Origin of the sequence: Streptomyces sp. NPDC008079 (assembly GCF_042957385.1) — a bacterium.
GTDB lineage: Bacteria > Actinomycetota > Actinomycetes > Streptomycetales > Streptomycetaceae > Actinacidiphila.
In genome coordinates this window covers 54,617-70,782 of sequence record NZ_JBIBIC010000027.1, presented here as the reverse complement: position 1 = coordinate 70,782, position 16,166 = coordinate 54,617, and the positions used below count along the sequence as shown (strand labels likewise).

The window sequence follows — 16,166 nt, the reverse complement described above, 5'->3', positions numbered from 1 at the left end:
GGGGGCGGGGGCACCCGCGCCCCCCGCCCCCCCGCCCCGGCAAGGCAGCGGTCGTCATCGGCGTGCGCCCCCCCCCCCCCGGGGCGGGCGGCCGCCCCGCGGCCCCCGCCCGGCGCGCCCCCCCCGCGGCATATCCGGCCTACGGGTCGAAACGGCTCCGGGGTACGGGCGGCGCGGGGCAGGAGGCAGAGAGTCCGGTGGATCAGCTCGTGATCGGCGCCGTCCGGATCATCGTCCAGGAGACCGGCGGAAGCTCGGCGGACAGACCGTTGGCGTCCACGAAGTGCCGGGTGCTGGAGCGCGGCTCGACACGGCCGGGGGCCGTCCTGGAATTCGTGGCGAGCAGGTCCTGGCCGCCGAGGACGACGTGTTCGACCACGTCGTGCTCGGCGCCGGCCATCCGCAGCCGCAAGGTGGCCGCCTGGGTGTCGTCCCGGTTGACGGCGAAGATCGTCGTCTCGCCGGTCTCGGGGTCGCGGGTGGCGGTGACGTCGACGGCGGCGACGTCTCCGAGCGTCGTGGAGTGCAGGACGGGTGAGTCCGGCTCGACGCGCAGGACCTCGCCGCGGGCGTGCCGGGCGGTGAGGGCGAAGGGGTAGAAGATGGTCTGCCGCCAGGCGCCGGTGTCGGGTTCGGTGCGGATGGGCGCGATGACGTTGACGAGCTGCGCGAGGCAGGCGATGGTCACCCGGTCGCTATGCCGGAGCAGGCTCATCAGGAGGTTGCCGAGGACGACGGCGTCCTCGACGGTGTACTCGTCCTCGATCAGCCGGGGCGCCCGGGCCCATTCCAGGTTGTCCTGGCCCTCGAACCGGCTCTCGTACCAGAGATTCCACTCGTCGAAGGAGAGCTGGAGCTTGCGGCGGGAGCGCTTCTTGGCGGCGATGTGGTCGCAGGTGGCGACGACCCCCTCGATGAAGGTGTCCATGACCTGCGCGGAGGCGAGGAAGCCCACGCGGTCGTCGCCGTGCTGCTCGAAGTACGCGTGCAGCGAGATGTAGTCGACCACGTCGTACGCCTCGTCCAGGACGTCGGCCTCCCAGGAGCCGAAGGTCGGCATCCGTTCGTTGGAGCTGCCGCAGGCGACGAGCTCGACCGACGGGTCGATCCGGCGCATGGCCTTCCCGGTCTCGGCGGCCAGGCGGCCGTACTCGGTGCCGGTCTTCTGGCCGACCTGCCAGGGGCCGTCCATCTCGTTGCCCAGGCACCAGGTCTTGATGCGGTGCGGTTCGCGGACCCCGTGGGCGATGCGCAGGTCAGAGTAGCGGGTGCCGCCGGGGAAGTTGGCGTATTCGAGCAGATTGCAGGCGTCCTCGACGCCGCGGGTGCCGAGGTTGACGGCCATGATCGGTTCGACGTCGGTCTGTCTGGCCCAGGCCATGAACTCGTTGAGCCCGAAGGTGTTGGGTTCGAGCGAGCGCCAGGCCAGGTCGAGGGCGACCTGGCGCTCGTCGCGGGGGCCGACACCGTCCTCCCAGCGGTAGCCGGACACGAAGTTGCCGCCGGGGTAGCGGACGGCGCTCACGCCGAGTTCACGGGTGAGCTTGATGACGTCGAGCCGCAGGCCGTCGGCGTCCGACTCGGGGTGGCCGGGTTCGTATATGCCTCCGTAGACGCAGCGGCCCATGTGTTCGACGAAGGAGCCGAACAGGCGCGGCGGAACCGGGGCGATGACGAAGGCGGGGTCGATGGTCGCGGTGCAGGTGAGCACTCCGGTCTCCGGTTTCTCTGTGATGTCTCAGCGAAATGGGCATGGCGGAAAAAGGGCGGGCGGAAGGAGCAGTACGGCGTGGCGGGGGGATGGCGGGGCGGCCGCGGGCGCGGAAAGGCGGCGGGAATCGGCCGGGCGGCGCTATTTGATTCCCGTGGTCGCGACGCCCTGCACGAAGAAGCGCTGGAGGACGAGGAAGGCGATGGCCAGGGGACTCAGGGAGATCGCGGCGCCCGCCATGAGCGCGGCGTGGTCCACACCCGACTGACTGGAGAACAGCGTCAGGGCCGCGGGCAGCGTCTGCATGTCGACGTTGTTCGTCACGACCAGCGGCCACAGGAAGTCGTTCCACAGCGCGGCGAACTGGATGATGAACAGCGAGGCGAGGGCCGGTTTGGCGTTGGGCAGGATGATCCGCCAGTAGACCGTGAAGTCGTTGGCCCCGTCGATTTTGGCCGCGTCGTCCAGTTCGCGCGGCAACTGCATGAAGAACTGGCGGAGCAGGAAGATGCCCAGCGCGCTGGTCGCGCGGGGAATGATCAGGCCCTGGTACGAATTGAGCCAGCCGAGGTGGAACAGCGTCAGGAAGACCGGCACGAGGGTGATCTGGAAGGGCACCATCAGCGTGGCCAGGATCAGCAGGAACACCACGTTCTTACCGCGGAAGCGCAGCCTGGCCAGCGCGAACGCGGTCATCGAGTCGAACAGCAGCAGGAGCACGGTCGTGCCGCCCGCGAAGACGAACGTGTTGAGCACGAGCTTGCCGAACGGGAGTTGGCCGAGCACCGCGCGGACGCCGTGCAGGGTCCAGTCCCGCGGGATCAGCCGGGCGGGGTCGGCGTACAGGTCGGCGTTGGTCCTGAAGGCGACGCCGAGCATCCAGACGAACGGGATGATCATCGCGACCGCGCCGACGGTCACGGCCGCCCAGGACAGGACCGTGCCGCACCTGGCGCCGTACCGGACGGCGACCTTGGCCGCGGGCCACAGGCGTACCGGCCCGGTCGGCCGGGGGCCGTTCCCGTACGGGCTCGCGCCGCCCTTGGCGGGGCGCGGCCGGAGTGTGTCAGTCGGCATCGCGGAACCTCGACAGACGCAGTTGGAGTGCGGAGATCGCCAGGATGATCACGAAGAGAATCCAGGCGACGGCGCTGGCGTAGCCCATCTGGAATTCCACGAAACCCTTCTGGTACAGGTACATCACGACGGATTCCGTGTGGAAGATCGGGCCGCCGCTGGTCATGGAAAAGACCAGGTCGAACAGTTGCAGCCCGGTGACCGTGGCGATCAGCGTGGTGAACAGCAGTGCCGGGCGCAGCGCGGGCAGGGTCACATGGCGGAATCGCTGCCACGCGCCCGCGCCGTCGAGCGCCGCCGCCTCGTACAGGTCGGGCGGGATCTGCTGCATACCGGCGAGCAGCACGATCATGGTGAATCCGACGTTCTTCCAGATGCCCACGACAATGACGGTGGGCAACGCCAGCGAGGTGGATTGCAGCCATTCGGGAGGCGTGACGCCGATTCCGGAGAGCCAGGCGTCGACCAGGCCGACCTGCGGGTCGAGCAGGAATTTCCAGACGATGCCGCTCACCACGAGCGAGGCGATGAAAGGGAAGAAATACGCGGTGCGCAGCAGCGCCGAATACCAGGTCGTCCTGCGCAGCCGGGAGGCGATGGCCAGCGCGATCAGCACTTGTCCGACGGAGACGGCGGCGGTGTAGATCACCGTGACGCGCAGCGCGTTCCAGAACCGCGAATCGTGGTAGAGCGCCGTGTAGTTGTCGAGACCCACGAATTTGTGGTGGGCCTCGCCGACGGTCCAGTCGTGCAGGCTCATCCAGCCGGACTGGACGATGGGCTCCGCGATGAACACCCCGATGAGCAGGACGCTCGGCAGGATGAACAGATAGGCGCTGTTGATACGGGGCCTGCGCCGCCGTACGGGTGCGGGCTTCCCTGCGGAGGGGAAGGGTGTGCTCGACATGAGGGCTACTTCTTGCAGCCGGTGAGCGAATTGATCGCCTTGGCGGCCGAGTCGGCGGCGGACTGGACGTCGGCGCCGCGTTCGATCTTCTGGATCAGCGGGACGTAGACGTCGCTGTCGATGCGGGTCGAGTTCTGCTGGCCCGCGAGGTAGAGCTTGGCGTGCGGCAGCGCGGCGGCGAACTGCGCGACGGTGGGATCGCCGTTGACGGCGCCGCCGAGGTCGGTGCGGGCGGGCGGGAAGCCGGAGACCTTCGAGAACTGCGTCTGGGCTGCCTTGCCGGTGTACCAGGCGAGGAATTCCTTGGCCTCGGCCTGGTGCTTGGAGGTGCGGGCGATCATCAGCGGGACCGTCGAGGCCAGTGTCACCGGGCCCGCGGAGCCGACCGGGACCTGGGCGATGCCGAGGTCGACGCCCGCGGACGTGAAGCCCGCGGCGGCCCACGGGCCGTTGATCTCCATCGCGGCCTTCTTGGCGGAGAACAGCGTGTCGGCGTCCGCGCCCGCCTGGCCGACCGGGCTGATGTGGTCCTGGCTGACCAGGCGGCTCCAGCGGGTCAGCGCCTGGACGCTGGCGGGGCTGTTGACGACGGCGCAGTTGTCGGGGCCGACGATGTCGCCGCCGCTCATCCACTGGAGGATCGGCCACATCTGGATCGTGTTGTTGTCGGCGAGCGAGAGGCCGTACTGGCTGGGCTTGCCGCCCGATCCCTTGGTGAGCTTCTTGGCGTCGGCGATGAACTCGTCCTCGGTGGCGGGCGGCCGGCTGATGCCCGCGGCGGCGAACATCGCCTTGTTGTAATAGAGCACGAGCGTGGCCATGTTGGCGGGTACCGCGTAGAGCTTGCCGTCGACGGTGAAGGCGGACTTCACGGCGGCGGGGAAGGCGGCGGAGTCGATCTGTCCGGTGCCGGCGCCGACCGCGGGGTCGAGCGGCAGCACCGAGTTGGTCTTGATGTAGGTGAAGATCGCGCCCGGGTCGGAGCTGGGGGTCGCCAGGTCGGGGCCCTGGCCGGTGGCCCAGGAGGCGGGCAGCTTCTGACCGATGGTGGCCCAGGGTTCGGCCGTCATCGTAACCTGGATCTTGGGGTGGCCGGCGTTGAACTCCTTGATCAGCGCCTGGTACGAGGGGGCGTCGGGGCCGGTGAAGCCGGTGAGCATGGTCAGCTTGACCACGCCGCCGGAGGTACCGCCGCCCGCGCCGTTGTCGCCGCAGCCGGCGAGGAGGAGTGAGACCGTGGTGGCGGCGGCGAGTGCCGCGGCCGTTCTCCCGAATCTGACGTACATACCGATCGTTCCATTCCGTTCGGTGCCCCGTCGCTGCGGGGTCGGAGGGTCGATGTGGCTGTCTCCTTCTGCGCACCGCCCGTCCGGGGGCGCGCACCGCCCGTCTCCGGGCGTCAATCACCCGTCCGCGGGCGTGCGTCAGCCGCGTGCGGGTGTGAACCACCCGTCACCGGGCGCGTACCGCCGGTCCTGGGCGTGAACCGCCCGTCCGGGCGGGGGTGTTGGGTACGGCCCGCCCGTCCGGGCGCGGGTGTTGGGTACGGCCCGCCCGTCCGGGCGGGGGTGTTGGGTACGGCGTTGGCCTTCGGCCGTCGCCGGTGGCTGGGCGGGGCGGTCGGTCAGCCGGGGTGGCTTCCGCAGGACTCCCGGATCACGAGGTCGAACGGCAGCACGGTGTGGACCGGGTCGGGTGCGGTCCCGTCCACCAGGTCGAAGAGGATGGCCGCGGCCTTCTGGCCGAGCGATTCGGCGGGGACGTGGACGGTGGTGATCCCCGGCGTGGTGAGCCGGGAGACGCCGAAGTCGTCGTATCCGGCGAGCGCGATGTCCTGCGGTATGCGCAGCCCGCGGGAGCGGATCTCCAGCATCGCGCCGTAGGCCATCTCGTCATTGGCGGCGAAGATCGCCTGGACGTCGGACATGCTGTCCAGCACCTGCCGTGCGGCGAGCCTGCCGGATTCCTCGCTGAAGTCGCCGACGGCCAGGGTGTGGGTGCAGGGCCGTCCCGAATCGGCGAGCGCGGTGCGGAAGCCCTCGTAACGGTCCACCGCGGTCTGGTGGTTGAGCGGTCCGCTGATGTGGGCGATACGGGTCAGCCCGTGGTCCTCCACCAGGTGGCGGGTGATGGCCGCGGCGCCCGCGATCTCGTCCACCCCGACGCTCACCGCGTGCGGCAGGTGGACGAACCGCCCGATGAGGACCACCGGCAGCGCGGAGTCCACCATGCGGTTGACGTTGGGGTCGCTGATCGAGGCCGAGGCGACGATCGCCCCTGACGCGGCCTGCGAGCGCAGCACCCGCTCGTACGCCGCGACGCCGTGGGTCTCGTCGGGGTTGGTCGACACCATGAGCGCGGCGTCGCGGGTGTTGGCCTCCGCGGTCACCCCCACCAGCAGGTGCATGAAGTAGGGGTGGCCGAAGACGTGCTGGCCGGTGTTGGGCACGACGACCGCGATGGAGGTCGAACGGCCCGCCCGCAGCGCCCGCCCCGCGGAGTTCGGGACGTAGCCGAGCTTGGCCGAGGCGGCCCGTACCGCCTCCTTGGTCGTCTCGCTGATCCGCGGATGGTTCGACAGCGCCATCGAGGCGGCGCTCTGCGAGATCCCGACCGCCGTCGCGACGTCCTTGAGCGTGACGGTGGCGCGCTTGTCCGCCGACGCCATATGGCACCCCTCTCAGCAAGAAGCCACCGCCTGAAGCAGGCAACCACCGTCGGGAAGATACCGGCCGGATGTGGTGCGCCAAGGGTTGCTCTAACGATTCAGCGCCTCGGACGCTAAGTCACGCCGAACCGCTCGTCAAGCCTTCGGGACAAGAACGTCCGGGCATATGACCGCAGGTTCCGAGGGTTGACGGGCACTACGAGACGCCTCTAGCTTCGAAGTCGCTGAATCGTATGAGCAGTTCGCATCTCTCACCGTGTTCCGTGCCATCCCCCCACGGAGAAAGGTCGACGATGACCGCTTCGACGACGACCGCTCGCGACCACCGACCATCCGCACGCCACCTGTTGAGGCGCTTACGCGGCGTCCTGCTCGCCCTGGGCGCGACCTTGACCCTGACCCTCGGCCTGCTGGTCGGCGTCACCGGTCCCGCGCACGCCGCCGCGAACCAGCCGTGCGACATCTACGGCAACGCGGGCACCCCCTGCGTGGGCGCCTTCAGTACGGTCAGGGCGCTGTACGGCTCGTACAACGGCGGCCTATACCAGGTCACCCGCGTGCGGGACGACGCCGCCCTCGACATCGGGCCGACCGGGACCGGCGGCTACGCGAACGCCGGTGCGCAGAACGCCTTCTGCAACGGCGCGGTGTGCGTCATCACCAAGATCTACGACCAGTCGCCGCGCCACAACGACCTGACCATCGAGGGTTCGGGCACCGCCGGGGCCGCCGATGTCGGCGCCCTGGCGAACGCGCTGCACGTCACGGTGGCGGGGCACTCCGTCTACGGCGTCTATGTGCCGCCGGGCGTCGGGTACCGCCATGCCGTCGGCTCGGGTGTCGCCGTCAACGGGCAGGCCGAGGGGATATACATGGTGACCAGCGGCACCCATGTCAACCGCGACTGCTGCTTCGACTTCGGCAATGTCGAGGCGATCCCGAACGACACGGGCGCCGGTCACATGGACGCGCTCAACATGTCGTTGGCCCGCGCGTGCAGCCCCTGTTCCGGCGACGGTCCGTGGGTGCAGGCCGACCTGGAGAACGGCATCTTCCAGGCGGACACCAACGCCCACAGCGTCAACGGCGGCAATGCGAGCCCCTTCGTCACGGCCGTGCTGAAGAACAACGGCCAGACGTCCTTCGCTCTCAAGGGCGGGAATTCGCAGTCCGGCGGGCTCACGACCTGGTGGAACGGCGCGCTGCCACCGGGCTACGCGCCGATGAGGCAGGAGGGCTCCATCGTGCTCGGCACCGGCGGCGACAACAGCAACCGCGCGGTCGGGTCGTTCTTCGAGGGCGTCATGACCTCCGGCTATCCCACCGACGCGGCGGACAACGCCGTACAGGCGAACGTGGTGGCGGCCGGCTACGCGGGCGACACGGCCGGGGTCGCTCCGGCGACGGTCGCCGCGCCCGGCGGGAAGTGCGTGGACGTGACCGGGGACGACGTCGCGAACAAGGGCGTCGCCGTCCAGCTCTGGGACTGCCAGAGCGGCGCCGCAGATCAGCACTGGGTGCACGAGCCCGACAGTTCGCTGCGGACCCTGGGCCGCTGCATGGACATCAACGGCAACGGCACCGCGAACAACACGCAGGTCGAACTCTGGGACTGCAACGGGGTCGGCGGGCAGAAGTGGGTGCAGCGGGCCGACGGCTCGCTGTTCAACCCGCAGTCCGGCCGCTGCCTGGACGCCACCGACGGCGCGACCGCCAACGGCACCCGCCTCCAGATCCACGACTGCAACGGCACGGCCGCCCAGGTCTTCACCGTCAACGGCGGATCGATGATCGCCGGGCCCGGCGCGAAGTGCCTGGACATCACGGGCGACGACATCGGCGGCAATCTGTCCGCGGCGCAGTTGTGGGACTGCCAGTCCTACGCCCGCGACCAGCACTGGGTGCACACGTCCACGAACCGGCTCACCACGCTCGGCCGCTGCCTGGACATCGCGGGCAACGCCACCGCGCAGGACTCGTTGGTGGAGCTGTACGACTGCGACACCGCGGTGGGCGGCCAGGTGTGGGTCCAGCGGTCCGACGGATCGCTGCTCAATCCCCAGTCCGGGCGCTGCCTGGACTCCCCGGACGGCGCCACCGCCAACGGCGCCCGCCTGCGGATCCACGACTGCAACGGCACGGCCGCGCAGAAGTTCGCCCTGAACTGACCGCGGCGGCGCCGAGGCCCGGTGGTGCGGGAGCGTGAGCCCCGTACCACCGGGCCCTGGCTGCCAAGGCTCACGCGCGACCGATTCAGGCCGCCCGGCGGCTGCCGGTCCTGCCGGCCGGCGTCTCGACCGTGACGCCGAGTGGCCGGGCCAGGCCCGCCACGCCCTCGTCCAGCCGCTGGAGGTGGCGCAGCACGCGGAAGGTGACGGAGCCCGAGCGCGGTACGGCGGAGCCGGTGCCCTCCAGCATGGAGGCGATGCTGGGCTCGGTCCGGATCGCGCCCTGCGCCGTCCCGTCCGCTGCCGTCGTACCGTCCTTGGCCCTGCCCTTCCCGCCCTTGTCGTCCTTGATCTCCTCCACATGGGCGATGAGCACGTCGAGGTTGTGCTCCAGGCGTACGCCGACGGCCGTCAGCCGGGGGTCGGCGGCGATGCTCTTGCTGTACGGGACCAGTTCGGCGGTCGCCGCGAGCGAGCGCGCGTGGTAGGCGCAGGTCTCCAGCAGGGCGACCAGATAGCGGGCGGTGCGCCTGCGGCCCCGCAGCGGGGTGATCGGGTGGGTCAGCGGGTGGGTGGAGCGGCGCAGGTCGTCCAGCGCGGTGTCCAGTTCGCGGGCCAGGTCCAGCAGGTCGACGGCCGGGCCGCCGCTGAGCTGGGCGACGGCGGCGGTGGCCACGTCGCGGAGCTTGGCCAGGACGGTGACCAGTTGCTCGTCGGTGCGCAGATCGGTGCGGACCGGGAAGATCAGCACGGCCGCGATGACCCCGCAGGCGGCGCCGAGCGCGGTCTCCTCGATGCGCAGTACGAGCACCGAGACGCTGTACGTGTGCAGCAGGCTGTAGAGCAGGCCGAGCATCGCGGTGACGAAGAACGACATCAGCGCGTACGACACCGGGGCGGTGAAGAACATCGCGAAGATCAGCACCAGGACGAGGGTGAACGCCGTCCAGGTGTGGTTGCCGACGGCCCCGGCGAGCAGCACACCGGCCACCACGCCGCACACCGTGCCGATCAGCCGCCGGTAGCCCTTGACCAGGATCTCGCCGGTCGAGGAGGTGTTGAGGAAGACCACCCAGCAGGTCAGGACCGCCCAGTACCAGCGCTGCGTGGACAGGAACTCGCCGCCGAGGATGGCCAGCGCGGACCCCGCGGAGACCTGGACGGCGGCGCGGGTCGTGCGGCGCTTGAGGCCGGTACGGTCCTGCTCGCTCCCGCCCTCCCCCGCCAGCGCCAGGTCCTCGGCCTCGAACTCCTCGCGGGAGCGGATCGTCTCGGGTGTGTCGTCGGACTCGTCGCCCGGCCCGTCGAGCGCCAGCCGCAGGCCGAGGACGGCGCGCGCGGCCTCGCCGATGCCGCGGAAGGCGTCCTGGACGGCGAGCGAGGCGCGCGGCAGATTCTCGTCGTCGCGGTAGGCCAGCAGGCGGTTGCGCACCTGGGTGACGGCGGTGCCGGGGTCGTCGGTGCCCAGCCGGGTCACCAGCAGGTGCAGCGCCCGCAGCTCGGCGCGCAGCTTGCGCAGCGCGTCGTCCTCGTCGTCGGTGCGGCGCGCGGGTGCGGGCAGCGGCGCGTTCGGCAGGTGGAGCGTCAGGGTGTCGGCGCGTTCGGCGCTGCGGGCGGTGAGCAGCAGCAGGCCGAGGCGTTCGACGGCGATCTCGGCGTCCGCGACCCGGCGTTGCAGCAGAGCGGCGGTGGCCTCGTCGTCGGTGCCCACCTCCAGCGCGCTCTGGATCATCAGGGCGGCCTCGTGCAGCCGGGCGACGTCCTTGCGCAGGTCGCCGATGACGCTCTCCAGCCGGTCGGAGTCGGCTTCGAGGAGGTCGATCTGGGTGGCGACGAGCTGGGCGGTTCTGGCCCGGAACGCCTGGCGCAGCCGCCCCAGGGTGCGTTCCGGGGTCTCGGGGACGAGCGCGAAGCGCATGACGGCGCTGCACGCGAAGGCGACGGCCAGCGAGAGGTAGAGCGACGGCAGACCGGCGCCGGTGGCGTGGACGAACAGGGAGAGGAAGTAGATCTGGAAGCCGATCATGCCGAGCGCGGTGCCGCGTTCGCCGAAGCGGCGGGCGTAGGCGGCGCCGAAGATCAGCAGGATGAAGGCGAGGTCGCCGATGACGATGTGCGGGTTGAGCAGTGCGCCGAGCGACACCGAGGCGAAGGCGGTGGGCAGCCCGAGGGCGAGGGTGACGGCCTGGTCGCGTACCCGCTTCTCGCGGATGGCGAAGGTGGAGACCATGGCGGCCATGGCGCCCGCGACCATATGGGTCACGGAGATGTGCAGCAGGGACAGGATCAGCAGGGCGAGACCGATCGAGCCGACCGTCCGCAGTCCCGCCATCAGCCGCAGCAGGCCGGGGTCGGAGGCCGAGTAGCGGTCCCAGACCCTGTGGCGGATCCTCCGTGCCGTTCTCATCGTGCCGCCGCGTTCCCTCGTCAAGATCGGATCCCGACCCAGCATCCCACGAGCGTGCCCGGCCGGTGCGACCGCCCACCCCCGGACGGGTCAGTGTTGCTCCGGATGACGGGTCGGTCGAGGGCCGGTTTCCGGCCGCGGCGCGGCGCATGTTCGCCCTCCGCGGTCATCCGCGCGATCGGCGTGCATGCGGCGCGCCGCGATGGGGTACGTACGGCTGCGGGTGCCCGTAGGCGGGCGTCCACAGGCCACGGATCCACCAGGTTCCGCGACCGGTGCAGACCACAGACGCAGAGGACTCACACGCATGGCCAACGGCACGGTGAAGTGGTTCAACTCCGAGAAGGGCTTCGGGTTCATCGCCCAGGAAGGCGGAGGCCCCGATGTCTTCGCCCACTACTCCAACATCCAGGGCAACGGATACCGGGAGCTGACCGAAGGCGAGCCCGTCACCTTCGACGTCACCCAGGGCCAGAAGGGTCCGCAGGCGGAGAACATCGTCCGCGCGGGCTGAGCCGTACACGGTCCTCCGGGTCCGGGTCCGCCGTCATGGCGGGCCCGGACCCGTCCGTTTGCGGGCGACCGCCACGTTTGTGACGCATCCAATGCGATGCCTCGGGTCCGGCCCCCCGCGCGGCGGTCCGTACGAAGGTCAGTTCCGCTCGTGGGAGGCGAGCAGAGTGCGCAGTTGGGCGATGAGGTGGCTGGGGTCGTTGTCGTCCGTCGGGGCGGCGGGACCGCGCAACGTGTCGGTGACGTCCTGGAGTTGGCTGGCGACGTCCGTGTCGTACGCCTGCTCGTGCTCCACGATGCCGCCGGGCTGGCGCAGCCCGACGGTCTTGTCGACGACCTTGCCGATGACGGCGGTCATGGTGAAGGAGAACAGTCCCAGGACGAGGACGGCGACGAGCTGGTCGCCTAGCAGCCCCCACGAGCCGCCGTAGAACAGGCCCTTCTTGCCGGTGACCGCGCCGGTCGCGGCCAGGCCGGCCATCAGCATGCCGAACAGGCCGCCCCAGCCGTGGATGCCGACGACGTCCAGGGTGTCGTCCACGCCGAGCCGGTACTTCCAGCTCACCGCGAAGGCGCAGGTCAGCCCGGCGAGGAAGCCGATGACGGTGGCCCATACCGGGCTGACCCCGGCGGCCAGCGGCGTCATGGACACCAGGCCGGTGACCGCGCCCATGGAGATGTCGAGCAGGGTGACGCGCCGGTTGTGCCAGTAGCTGGTCGCGGCCCAGCCGATCATGGCCGCGCCCGCCGCGAACTGGGTGTTCACGAACGCCATGGTGGTGCTGGCGGGCCCGTTCAGATAGGAACCGGCGTTGAAGCCGAACCAGCCGAACCACATCAGGGCCAGGCCGATCACGACCAGCGGCAGATTGTGCGGACGGATCGGCTGGCGCTCGAAGTCCTCGCGCTTGCCCGCGACGATGGCCAGCGCGAGACCCGCGGCGCCCGAGCTGAGTTCGACCACGGTGCCGCCGGAGAAGTCGACGGCGCCGACCTCCTTGGCGACCCAGCCGTCGCTGTCGAACACCCAGTGCGCCATGGGCACGTACACCAGCAGCGTCCAGACGCAGACGAAGGCCGTCCAGCCGCGCATCGTGGCGCGCCCGGCCACCGATCCGCTGATCAGGGCCACGGTGACGATGGCGAAGCTCATGTGGAAGACGGAGTGGATCACGGTGGGCACGTCACCGGTCGCGCTGTTGAGGGAGATGCCGCGCAGGAAGGCGTGGTCGAGGGTGCCGATCATGCCCAGCCCCTCGGCGTCGGGGCCGAAGGCGAGCGAGTAGCCGACCGCCCACCAGATCAGCGTGACGACGGCGACGCAGGCGAAGCACATCTTGAGCATGGCGATGATCTGACTGGTCCTGACCATGCCGCCGTAGAAGAAGGCGAGTCCCGGGGCCATCAGCAGGACCATGGCCGTGGCCATCATCAGCCAGGCGGTGTTGCCGGAGTCGAAGTGCTGGTTCATGACAGGTCCTCACACGGACGGCCGGGCGTGGCCGCTGATTCGGGTACGAGTACGGCTGCGGAGGGGTACGCGGGCGCGGTCATCGGTCGCGCTCGCGTCGTTCCAGGACGTCGAGGATCTTGTTGACGCGGGCCATGTCGTCGTCCGGGGCCGTCGGGGCGCCCACCCGCGCCGGGTGGCGCGGCTCGTCCAGCCGGGCCCTGACCTCGTCCAGCGTCGCGTTGTCGTACGCGATCTCCTCGTCCCGGCCCGGCACGTCCTCGTACTCCGCCTCGGTACGGAAGCCGACCGTGCGGTTGACGGCCTGGGCGATGAGCCAGGTGACGACGAAGGAGAACGAGCCGCAGGCCAGTACGGCGACGACCTGGCGCCAGAGCAGATCGAGACCGCCGCCGTAGAACAGGCCCTCGCGCCCGCTCATCGCGGAGGTGGCGAACAGGCCGATGGACACCGTGCCGACGATGCCGCCCCAGCCGTGCACGCCGACCACGTCCAGGGTGTCGTCCACGCCGATCTTGAACTTGAGGTTGATGGCGAAGGCGCACACCACACCCGCGGCGAAGCCGATGCACACCGCGCCCAGCGGCGACACCTCACCGCAGGACGGCGTGATGGCGACCATGCCCGCGACGGCCGCGGAGGTGACGCCGAGCATGTCCACGCTGCCCAGCCGCCACTTCTCGATCAGCGGCCAGCCGATCATGGCCGCGCAGGCGGCGAGTTGGGTGTTGAGGAAGGCGGTGGGCGCGGCGCCCGCCACGTGCAGCGCGGATCCCGCGTTGAAGCCGAACCAGCCGAACCACAGCAGGGCCAGGCCGATCACGACCAGCGGCAGATTGTGCGGGCGCACCGGCTGGCGCTCGAAGTCCTTGCGCTTGCGCAGCACGATGGCCGCGGCCAGGCCCGCCGCGCCGGAGTTGAGTTCGACGACGAGACCGCCCGCGAAGTCCAGCGCCTTCAGATGCGCGGACACCCAGCCGTCGGGGGCGAACACCCAGTGCGCCAGCGGTACGTACACCAGCAGGGTCCAGGCGGCCACGAAGACCAGCCAGCCGCGCATGGTGGCGCGGCCCGCGATGGAACCGCTGATCAGCGCGACGGTGATGATGGCGAACGACATCTGGAAGCAGGAGAACAGCAGCGTGGGGACGCTGCCGTGCAGGTCGGTCATGGTGACGCCGCGCAGGAAGGCGTGGTCGAGGTTGCCGAGCAGGCCCGCGCCGAGGTCGGGGCCGAAGGCGAGGGAGTAGCCGACCGCCAGCCACAGCACGGTCACCAGGGCCAGGCAGACGAAGCTCATCTTGAGCATCACCAGCACGTGCTGGGTGCGGACCATGCCGCCGTAGAAGAAGGCCAGGCCGGGTGTCATCAGCAGCACCATCGCGGTGCTCGCCAGGAGCCAGGCGGTGTCGCCCGTGTTGGCGGTGGCGGCCATGAGCAAGGGGAACTCCTGTGAACGTACGGCGATCGGTCGAGGTCGGCGCCGTTGTCGTCGTCGGCGGGGCGTGCGGGGGTCAGGGCTTGCGCATCGCGGGCGCGGGTACGCCGATCAGCAGCCTGCGTACGGCGTCCCACGCGAGACGCAGCGCGCTCGCGGCGGTCCGCGGGTCGTCGGTGAGCAGCCGCAGCCAGGCCCCGCTGTCGCCGGGCAGCACGCTCACGCCGAAGAGCGCCGGGCTGTCGGCGAGGGCCTCGTGCAGGGTGTCGGCGACGGCCGCGGCCGGTGCGCGCGCGGTGACGACGTAGAAGGTGGACACGATGTCGTGGCCGCCGAGGACGGCCAGGCCGGTCACCGGGGCAGCGCGGGGTTCGAGCCGCATGGCGTCCACGGCGAGGAGCGCGCCGTCGGGGCGCCGGATCTCGACGTCGGAGGCGAAGATCTCGTAGGCGTGGCGCTCGTCGCGCGCCAGGCGGCCCGCGTAGAGCGTCTCCGCGGCCAGGACGGTCGCGGTGGCGTCGGCGGTGACGGTGGTGCGCTGGTAGTAACGGGCCCCGGCGTAGGGGATCGTCGGGTCCGGCAGGTACTCGACGTAGGAGTCGGCTCCGGCGTCGACGGCGACCTGCTGGGTCGCGTAGTCGAACTCCATGCGGTGGACCCTGGTGGCCGTCTGCGTGGTGAGGTGGGTGGCCGCGCCCGGTCCGCAGGTGACGTCGATACGGAGCCGGTCGCCTTGCAGGATGCCGCCGCCGGTCGACATCACCTGTGTGATGGGCAGGTCGGGCCTGGCCGGGTCGTAGTAGAGCGGCCGCATGATCTGGAGCGGGGTCTTCTGGAAGTGGCCGGTCAGTTCCGTCCGTTCGGCGCGGCGCTCGAAGGTCAGCTCCAGCAGCCCGACCTTTCCCGCGTGACCGACCGGCAGGGTGTCGGGCACGGCCGCGTGCCGGCGGACCTCCCGGGGGACGCGCGCGGGCTCGTAGTGCGCCGGGTCCAGCCGGGCGGGGCCCGACGGCGCGGCGACCCGGTCGTCGGAGCCCCTCGTACGCACCGGGTGCTCGGGGCCGTCCGGTTCGGCCACCCGTACGGCCGGCGACGGCGCTTGCCGCGGCGCCCGGGCACGAGCGGCGCCGGTGAGGCTCATACGGCGGCGACCTTGCGGTACGTCTCCAGGAAGGTGGCGATCTCCTCAAGACCCTGCCCGCTCAGGCAGTTGGTGAGGATGACCGGCGCGCCGTCGCGTACCCGGTGCGCGTCGGCCTCCATCACCGACAGGTCGCACCGCACGTACTGGGCGATGTCGATCTTGTTGATGACCAGCAGGTCCGACTCGGTGATGCCGGGACCGCGCTTGCGGGGCATCTTCTCGCCCTCGGCGGTGTCCAGCACGAACAGGAAGAGATCGACCAGGACCGGGCTGAAGGTGAGGGTGAGGTTGTCGCCGCCGGACTCGAAGAGCAGCGTGTCCACGTCGGGGAAACGGTCCAGCAGTTCCGCGCCCGCCGCCAGGTTCATCGTCGGGTCGTCGCGCACCGCCGTGTGGGGGCACGCTCCGGTCTCCACGCCCACCACCCGCTCGGGGTCGAGCACGCCTTCCAGGGTCCGCCGGACGTGCTGGGCGTCCTCCTGGGTGTAGATGTCGTTGGTGACGACGGCGGGCCGGTGCCCGCGGCTGGTGAGGATCGGCACCAGGGCCTCGATCAGTGCCGTCTTGCCCGATCCCACCGGGCCCGCGATGCCGACGCGCAGGACGTGGCGTTCGTTGTGCATGGGGTGCTGCCTTCCGTCGCTGAATGTGTGTGTCGTGGT

12 protein-coding genes are annotated in these 16,166 nt (G+C 70.5%); 2 read left to right on the top strand and 10 right to left on the bottom strand.

The features are described from left to right. Positions 1 to 202: 202 nt before the first annotated feature. The 5 genes from ACFZAM_RS35245 to ACFZAM_RS35225 form a co-directional block, all read right to left on the bottom strand. Complete coding sequence (locus ACFZAM_RS35245) at positions 203 to 1,711, bottom strand: alpha-L-arabinofuranosidase C-terminal domain-containing protein (RefSeq protein WP_391052198.1); 1,509 nt, start codon at positions 1,709 to 1,711, stop codon at positions 203 to 205. Positions 1,712 to 1,852: 141 nt separating this feature from the next. Next, complete coding sequence (locus ACFZAM_RS35240) at positions 1,853 to 2,788, bottom strand: ABC transporter permease subunit (RefSeq protein ID WP_391052195.1); 936 nt, start codon at positions 2,786 to 2,788, stop codon at positions 1,853 to 1,855. Beyond that, positions 2,778 to 3,695 carry a sugar ABC transporter permease gene (locus tag ACFZAM_RS35235; RefSeq protein WP_355349689.1) on the bottom strand — a complete coding sequence of 306 codons (918 nt, stop codon included), beginning with the start codon at positions 3,693 to 3,695 and terminating at the stop codon, positions 2,778 to 2,780. Before ACFZAM_RS35235 ends, ACFZAM_RS35240 begins: the two co-directional genes overlap by 11 nt. 5 nt (positions 3,696 to 3,700) lie before the next feature. Further along, positions 3,701 to 4,981: an extracellular solute-binding protein gene (locus tag ACFZAM_RS35230; RefSeq protein WP_391052192.1), complete on the bottom strand. Its 1,281-nt coding sequence runs from the start codon at positions 4,979 to 4,981 to the stop codon at positions 3,701 to 3,703. A 338-nt stretch (positions 4,982 to 5,319) separates the two neighbouring features. Beyond that, a complete protein-coding gene (locus tag ACFZAM_RS35225; protein ID WP_355349695.1) occupies positions 5,320 to 6,363 on the bottom strand; it encodes a LacI family DNA-binding transcriptional regulator in 1,044 nt (347 codons plus the stop codon). A 293-nt stretch (positions 6,364 to 6,656) separates the two neighbouring features. On the opposite strand from ACFZAM_RS35225, the gene ACFZAM_RS35220 reads away from it, so the two are divergent. Then, positions 6,657 to 8,531, top strand: coding sequence for an arabinofuranosidase catalytic domain-containing protein (locus ACFZAM_RS35220; protein WP_391052189.1), 1,875 nt, complete (start codon positions 6,657 to 6,659; stop codon positions 8,529 to 8,531). Between the two features lie 85 nt (positions 8,532 to 8,616). On the opposite strand, the gene ACFZAM_RS35215 is transcribed toward ACFZAM_RS35220, so the two are convergent. Continuing rightward, positions 8,617 to 10,938 (bottom strand): FUSC family protein, encoded by a 2,322-nt coding sequence (locus ACFZAM_RS35215; protein WP_391052187.1) that lies wholly within the window; start codon positions 10,936 to 10,938, stop codon positions 8,617 to 8,619. 307 nt (positions 10,939 to 11,245) lie between these two features. Between ACFZAM_RS35215 and ACFZAM_RS35210 the strand changes: the two genes are divergently transcribed. Beyond that, on the top strand, positions 11,246 to 11,452 hold the full coding sequence (locus ACFZAM_RS35210; protein WP_188280047.1) for a cold-shock protein: 207 nt from the start codon (positions 11,246 to 11,248) through the stop codon (positions 11,450 to 11,452). A 138-nt stretch (positions 11,453 to 11,590) separates the two neighbouring features. On the opposite strand, the gene ACFZAM_RS35205 is transcribed toward ACFZAM_RS35210, so the two are convergent. From ACFZAM_RS35205 to ureG, 4 genes are all read right to left on the bottom strand, one after another. Continuing rightward, on the bottom strand, positions 11,591 to 12,922 hold the full coding sequence (locus tag ACFZAM_RS35205; RefSeq protein WP_355349706.1) for an ammonium transporter: 1,332 nt from the start codon (positions 12,920 to 12,922) through the stop codon (positions 11,591 to 11,593). Positions 12,923 to 13,001: 79 nt separating this feature from the next. Then, a complete protein-coding gene (locus tag ACFZAM_RS35200) occupies positions 13,002 to 14,357 on the bottom strand; it encodes an ammonium transporter (RefSeq protein ID WP_391052182.1) in 1,356 nt (451 codons plus the stop codon). A 79-nt stretch (positions 14,358 to 14,436) separates the two neighbouring features. Next, positions 14,437 to 15,501, bottom strand: coding sequence for an urease accessory protein UreD (locus ACFZAM_RS35195; protein ID WP_391052180.1), 1,065 nt, complete (start codon positions 15,499 to 15,501; stop codon positions 14,437 to 14,439). Next, positions 15,498 to 16,127, bottom strand: coding sequence for an urease accessory protein UreG (gene ureG, locus ACFZAM_RS35190; protein WP_355349715.1), 630 nt, complete (start codon positions 16,125 to 16,127; stop codon positions 15,498 to 15,500). The genes ACFZAM_RS35195 and ureG overlap by 4 nt, the downstream gene beginning before the upstream one ends. Between the last annotated feature and the right edge of the window lie 39 nt (positions 16,128 to 16,166).

Excerpts from the sequence above, each read along its gene's own strand:
- ACFZAM_RS35240 (WP_391052195.1), bottom strand. The coding sequence starts at position 2,788 with ATGCCGACTGACACACTCCGGCCGCGCCCCGCCAAGGGCGGCGCGAGC.
- ACFZAM_RS35235 (WP_355349689.1), bottom strand. The coding sequence starts at position 3,695 with ATGTCGAGCACACCCTTCCCCTCCGCAGGGAAGCCCGCACCCGTACGG.
- ACFZAM_RS35230 (WP_391052192.1), bottom strand. The coding sequence starts at position 4,981 with ATGTACGTCAGATTCGGGAGAACGGCCGCGGCACTCGCCGCCGCCACC.
- ACFZAM_RS35225 (WP_355349695.1), bottom strand. The coding sequence starts at position 6,363 with ATGGCGTCGGCGGACAAGCGCGCCACCGTCACGCTCAAGGACGTCGCG.
- ACFZAM_RS35220 (WP_391052189.1), top strand. The coding sequence starts at position 6,657 with ATGACCGCTTCGACGACGACCGCTCGCGACCACCGACCATCCGCACGC.
- ACFZAM_RS35215 (WP_391052187.1), bottom strand. The coding sequence starts at position 10,938 with ATGAGAACGGCACGGAGGATCCGCCACAGGGTCTGGGACCGCTACTCG.
- ACFZAM_RS35210 (WP_188280047.1), top strand. The coding sequence starts at position 11,246 with ATGGCCAACGGCACGGTGAAGTGGTTCAACTCCGAGAAGGGCTTCGGG.
- ACFZAM_RS35205 (WP_355349706.1), bottom strand. The coding sequence starts at position 12,922 with ATGAACCAGCACTTCGACTCCGGCAACACCGCCTGGCTGATGATGGCC.
- ACFZAM_RS35200 (WP_391052182.1), bottom strand. The coding sequence starts at position 14,357 with ATGGCCGCCACCGCCAACACGGGCGACACCGCCTGGCTCCTGGCGAGC.
- ACFZAM_RS35195 (WP_391052180.1), bottom strand. The coding sequence starts at position 15,501 with ATGAGCCTCACCGGCGCCGCTCGTGCCCGGGCGCCGCGGCAAGCGCCG.
- ureG (WP_355349715.1), bottom strand. The coding sequence starts at position 16,127 with ATGCACAACGAACGCCACGTCCTGCGCGTCGGCATCGCGGGCCCGGTG.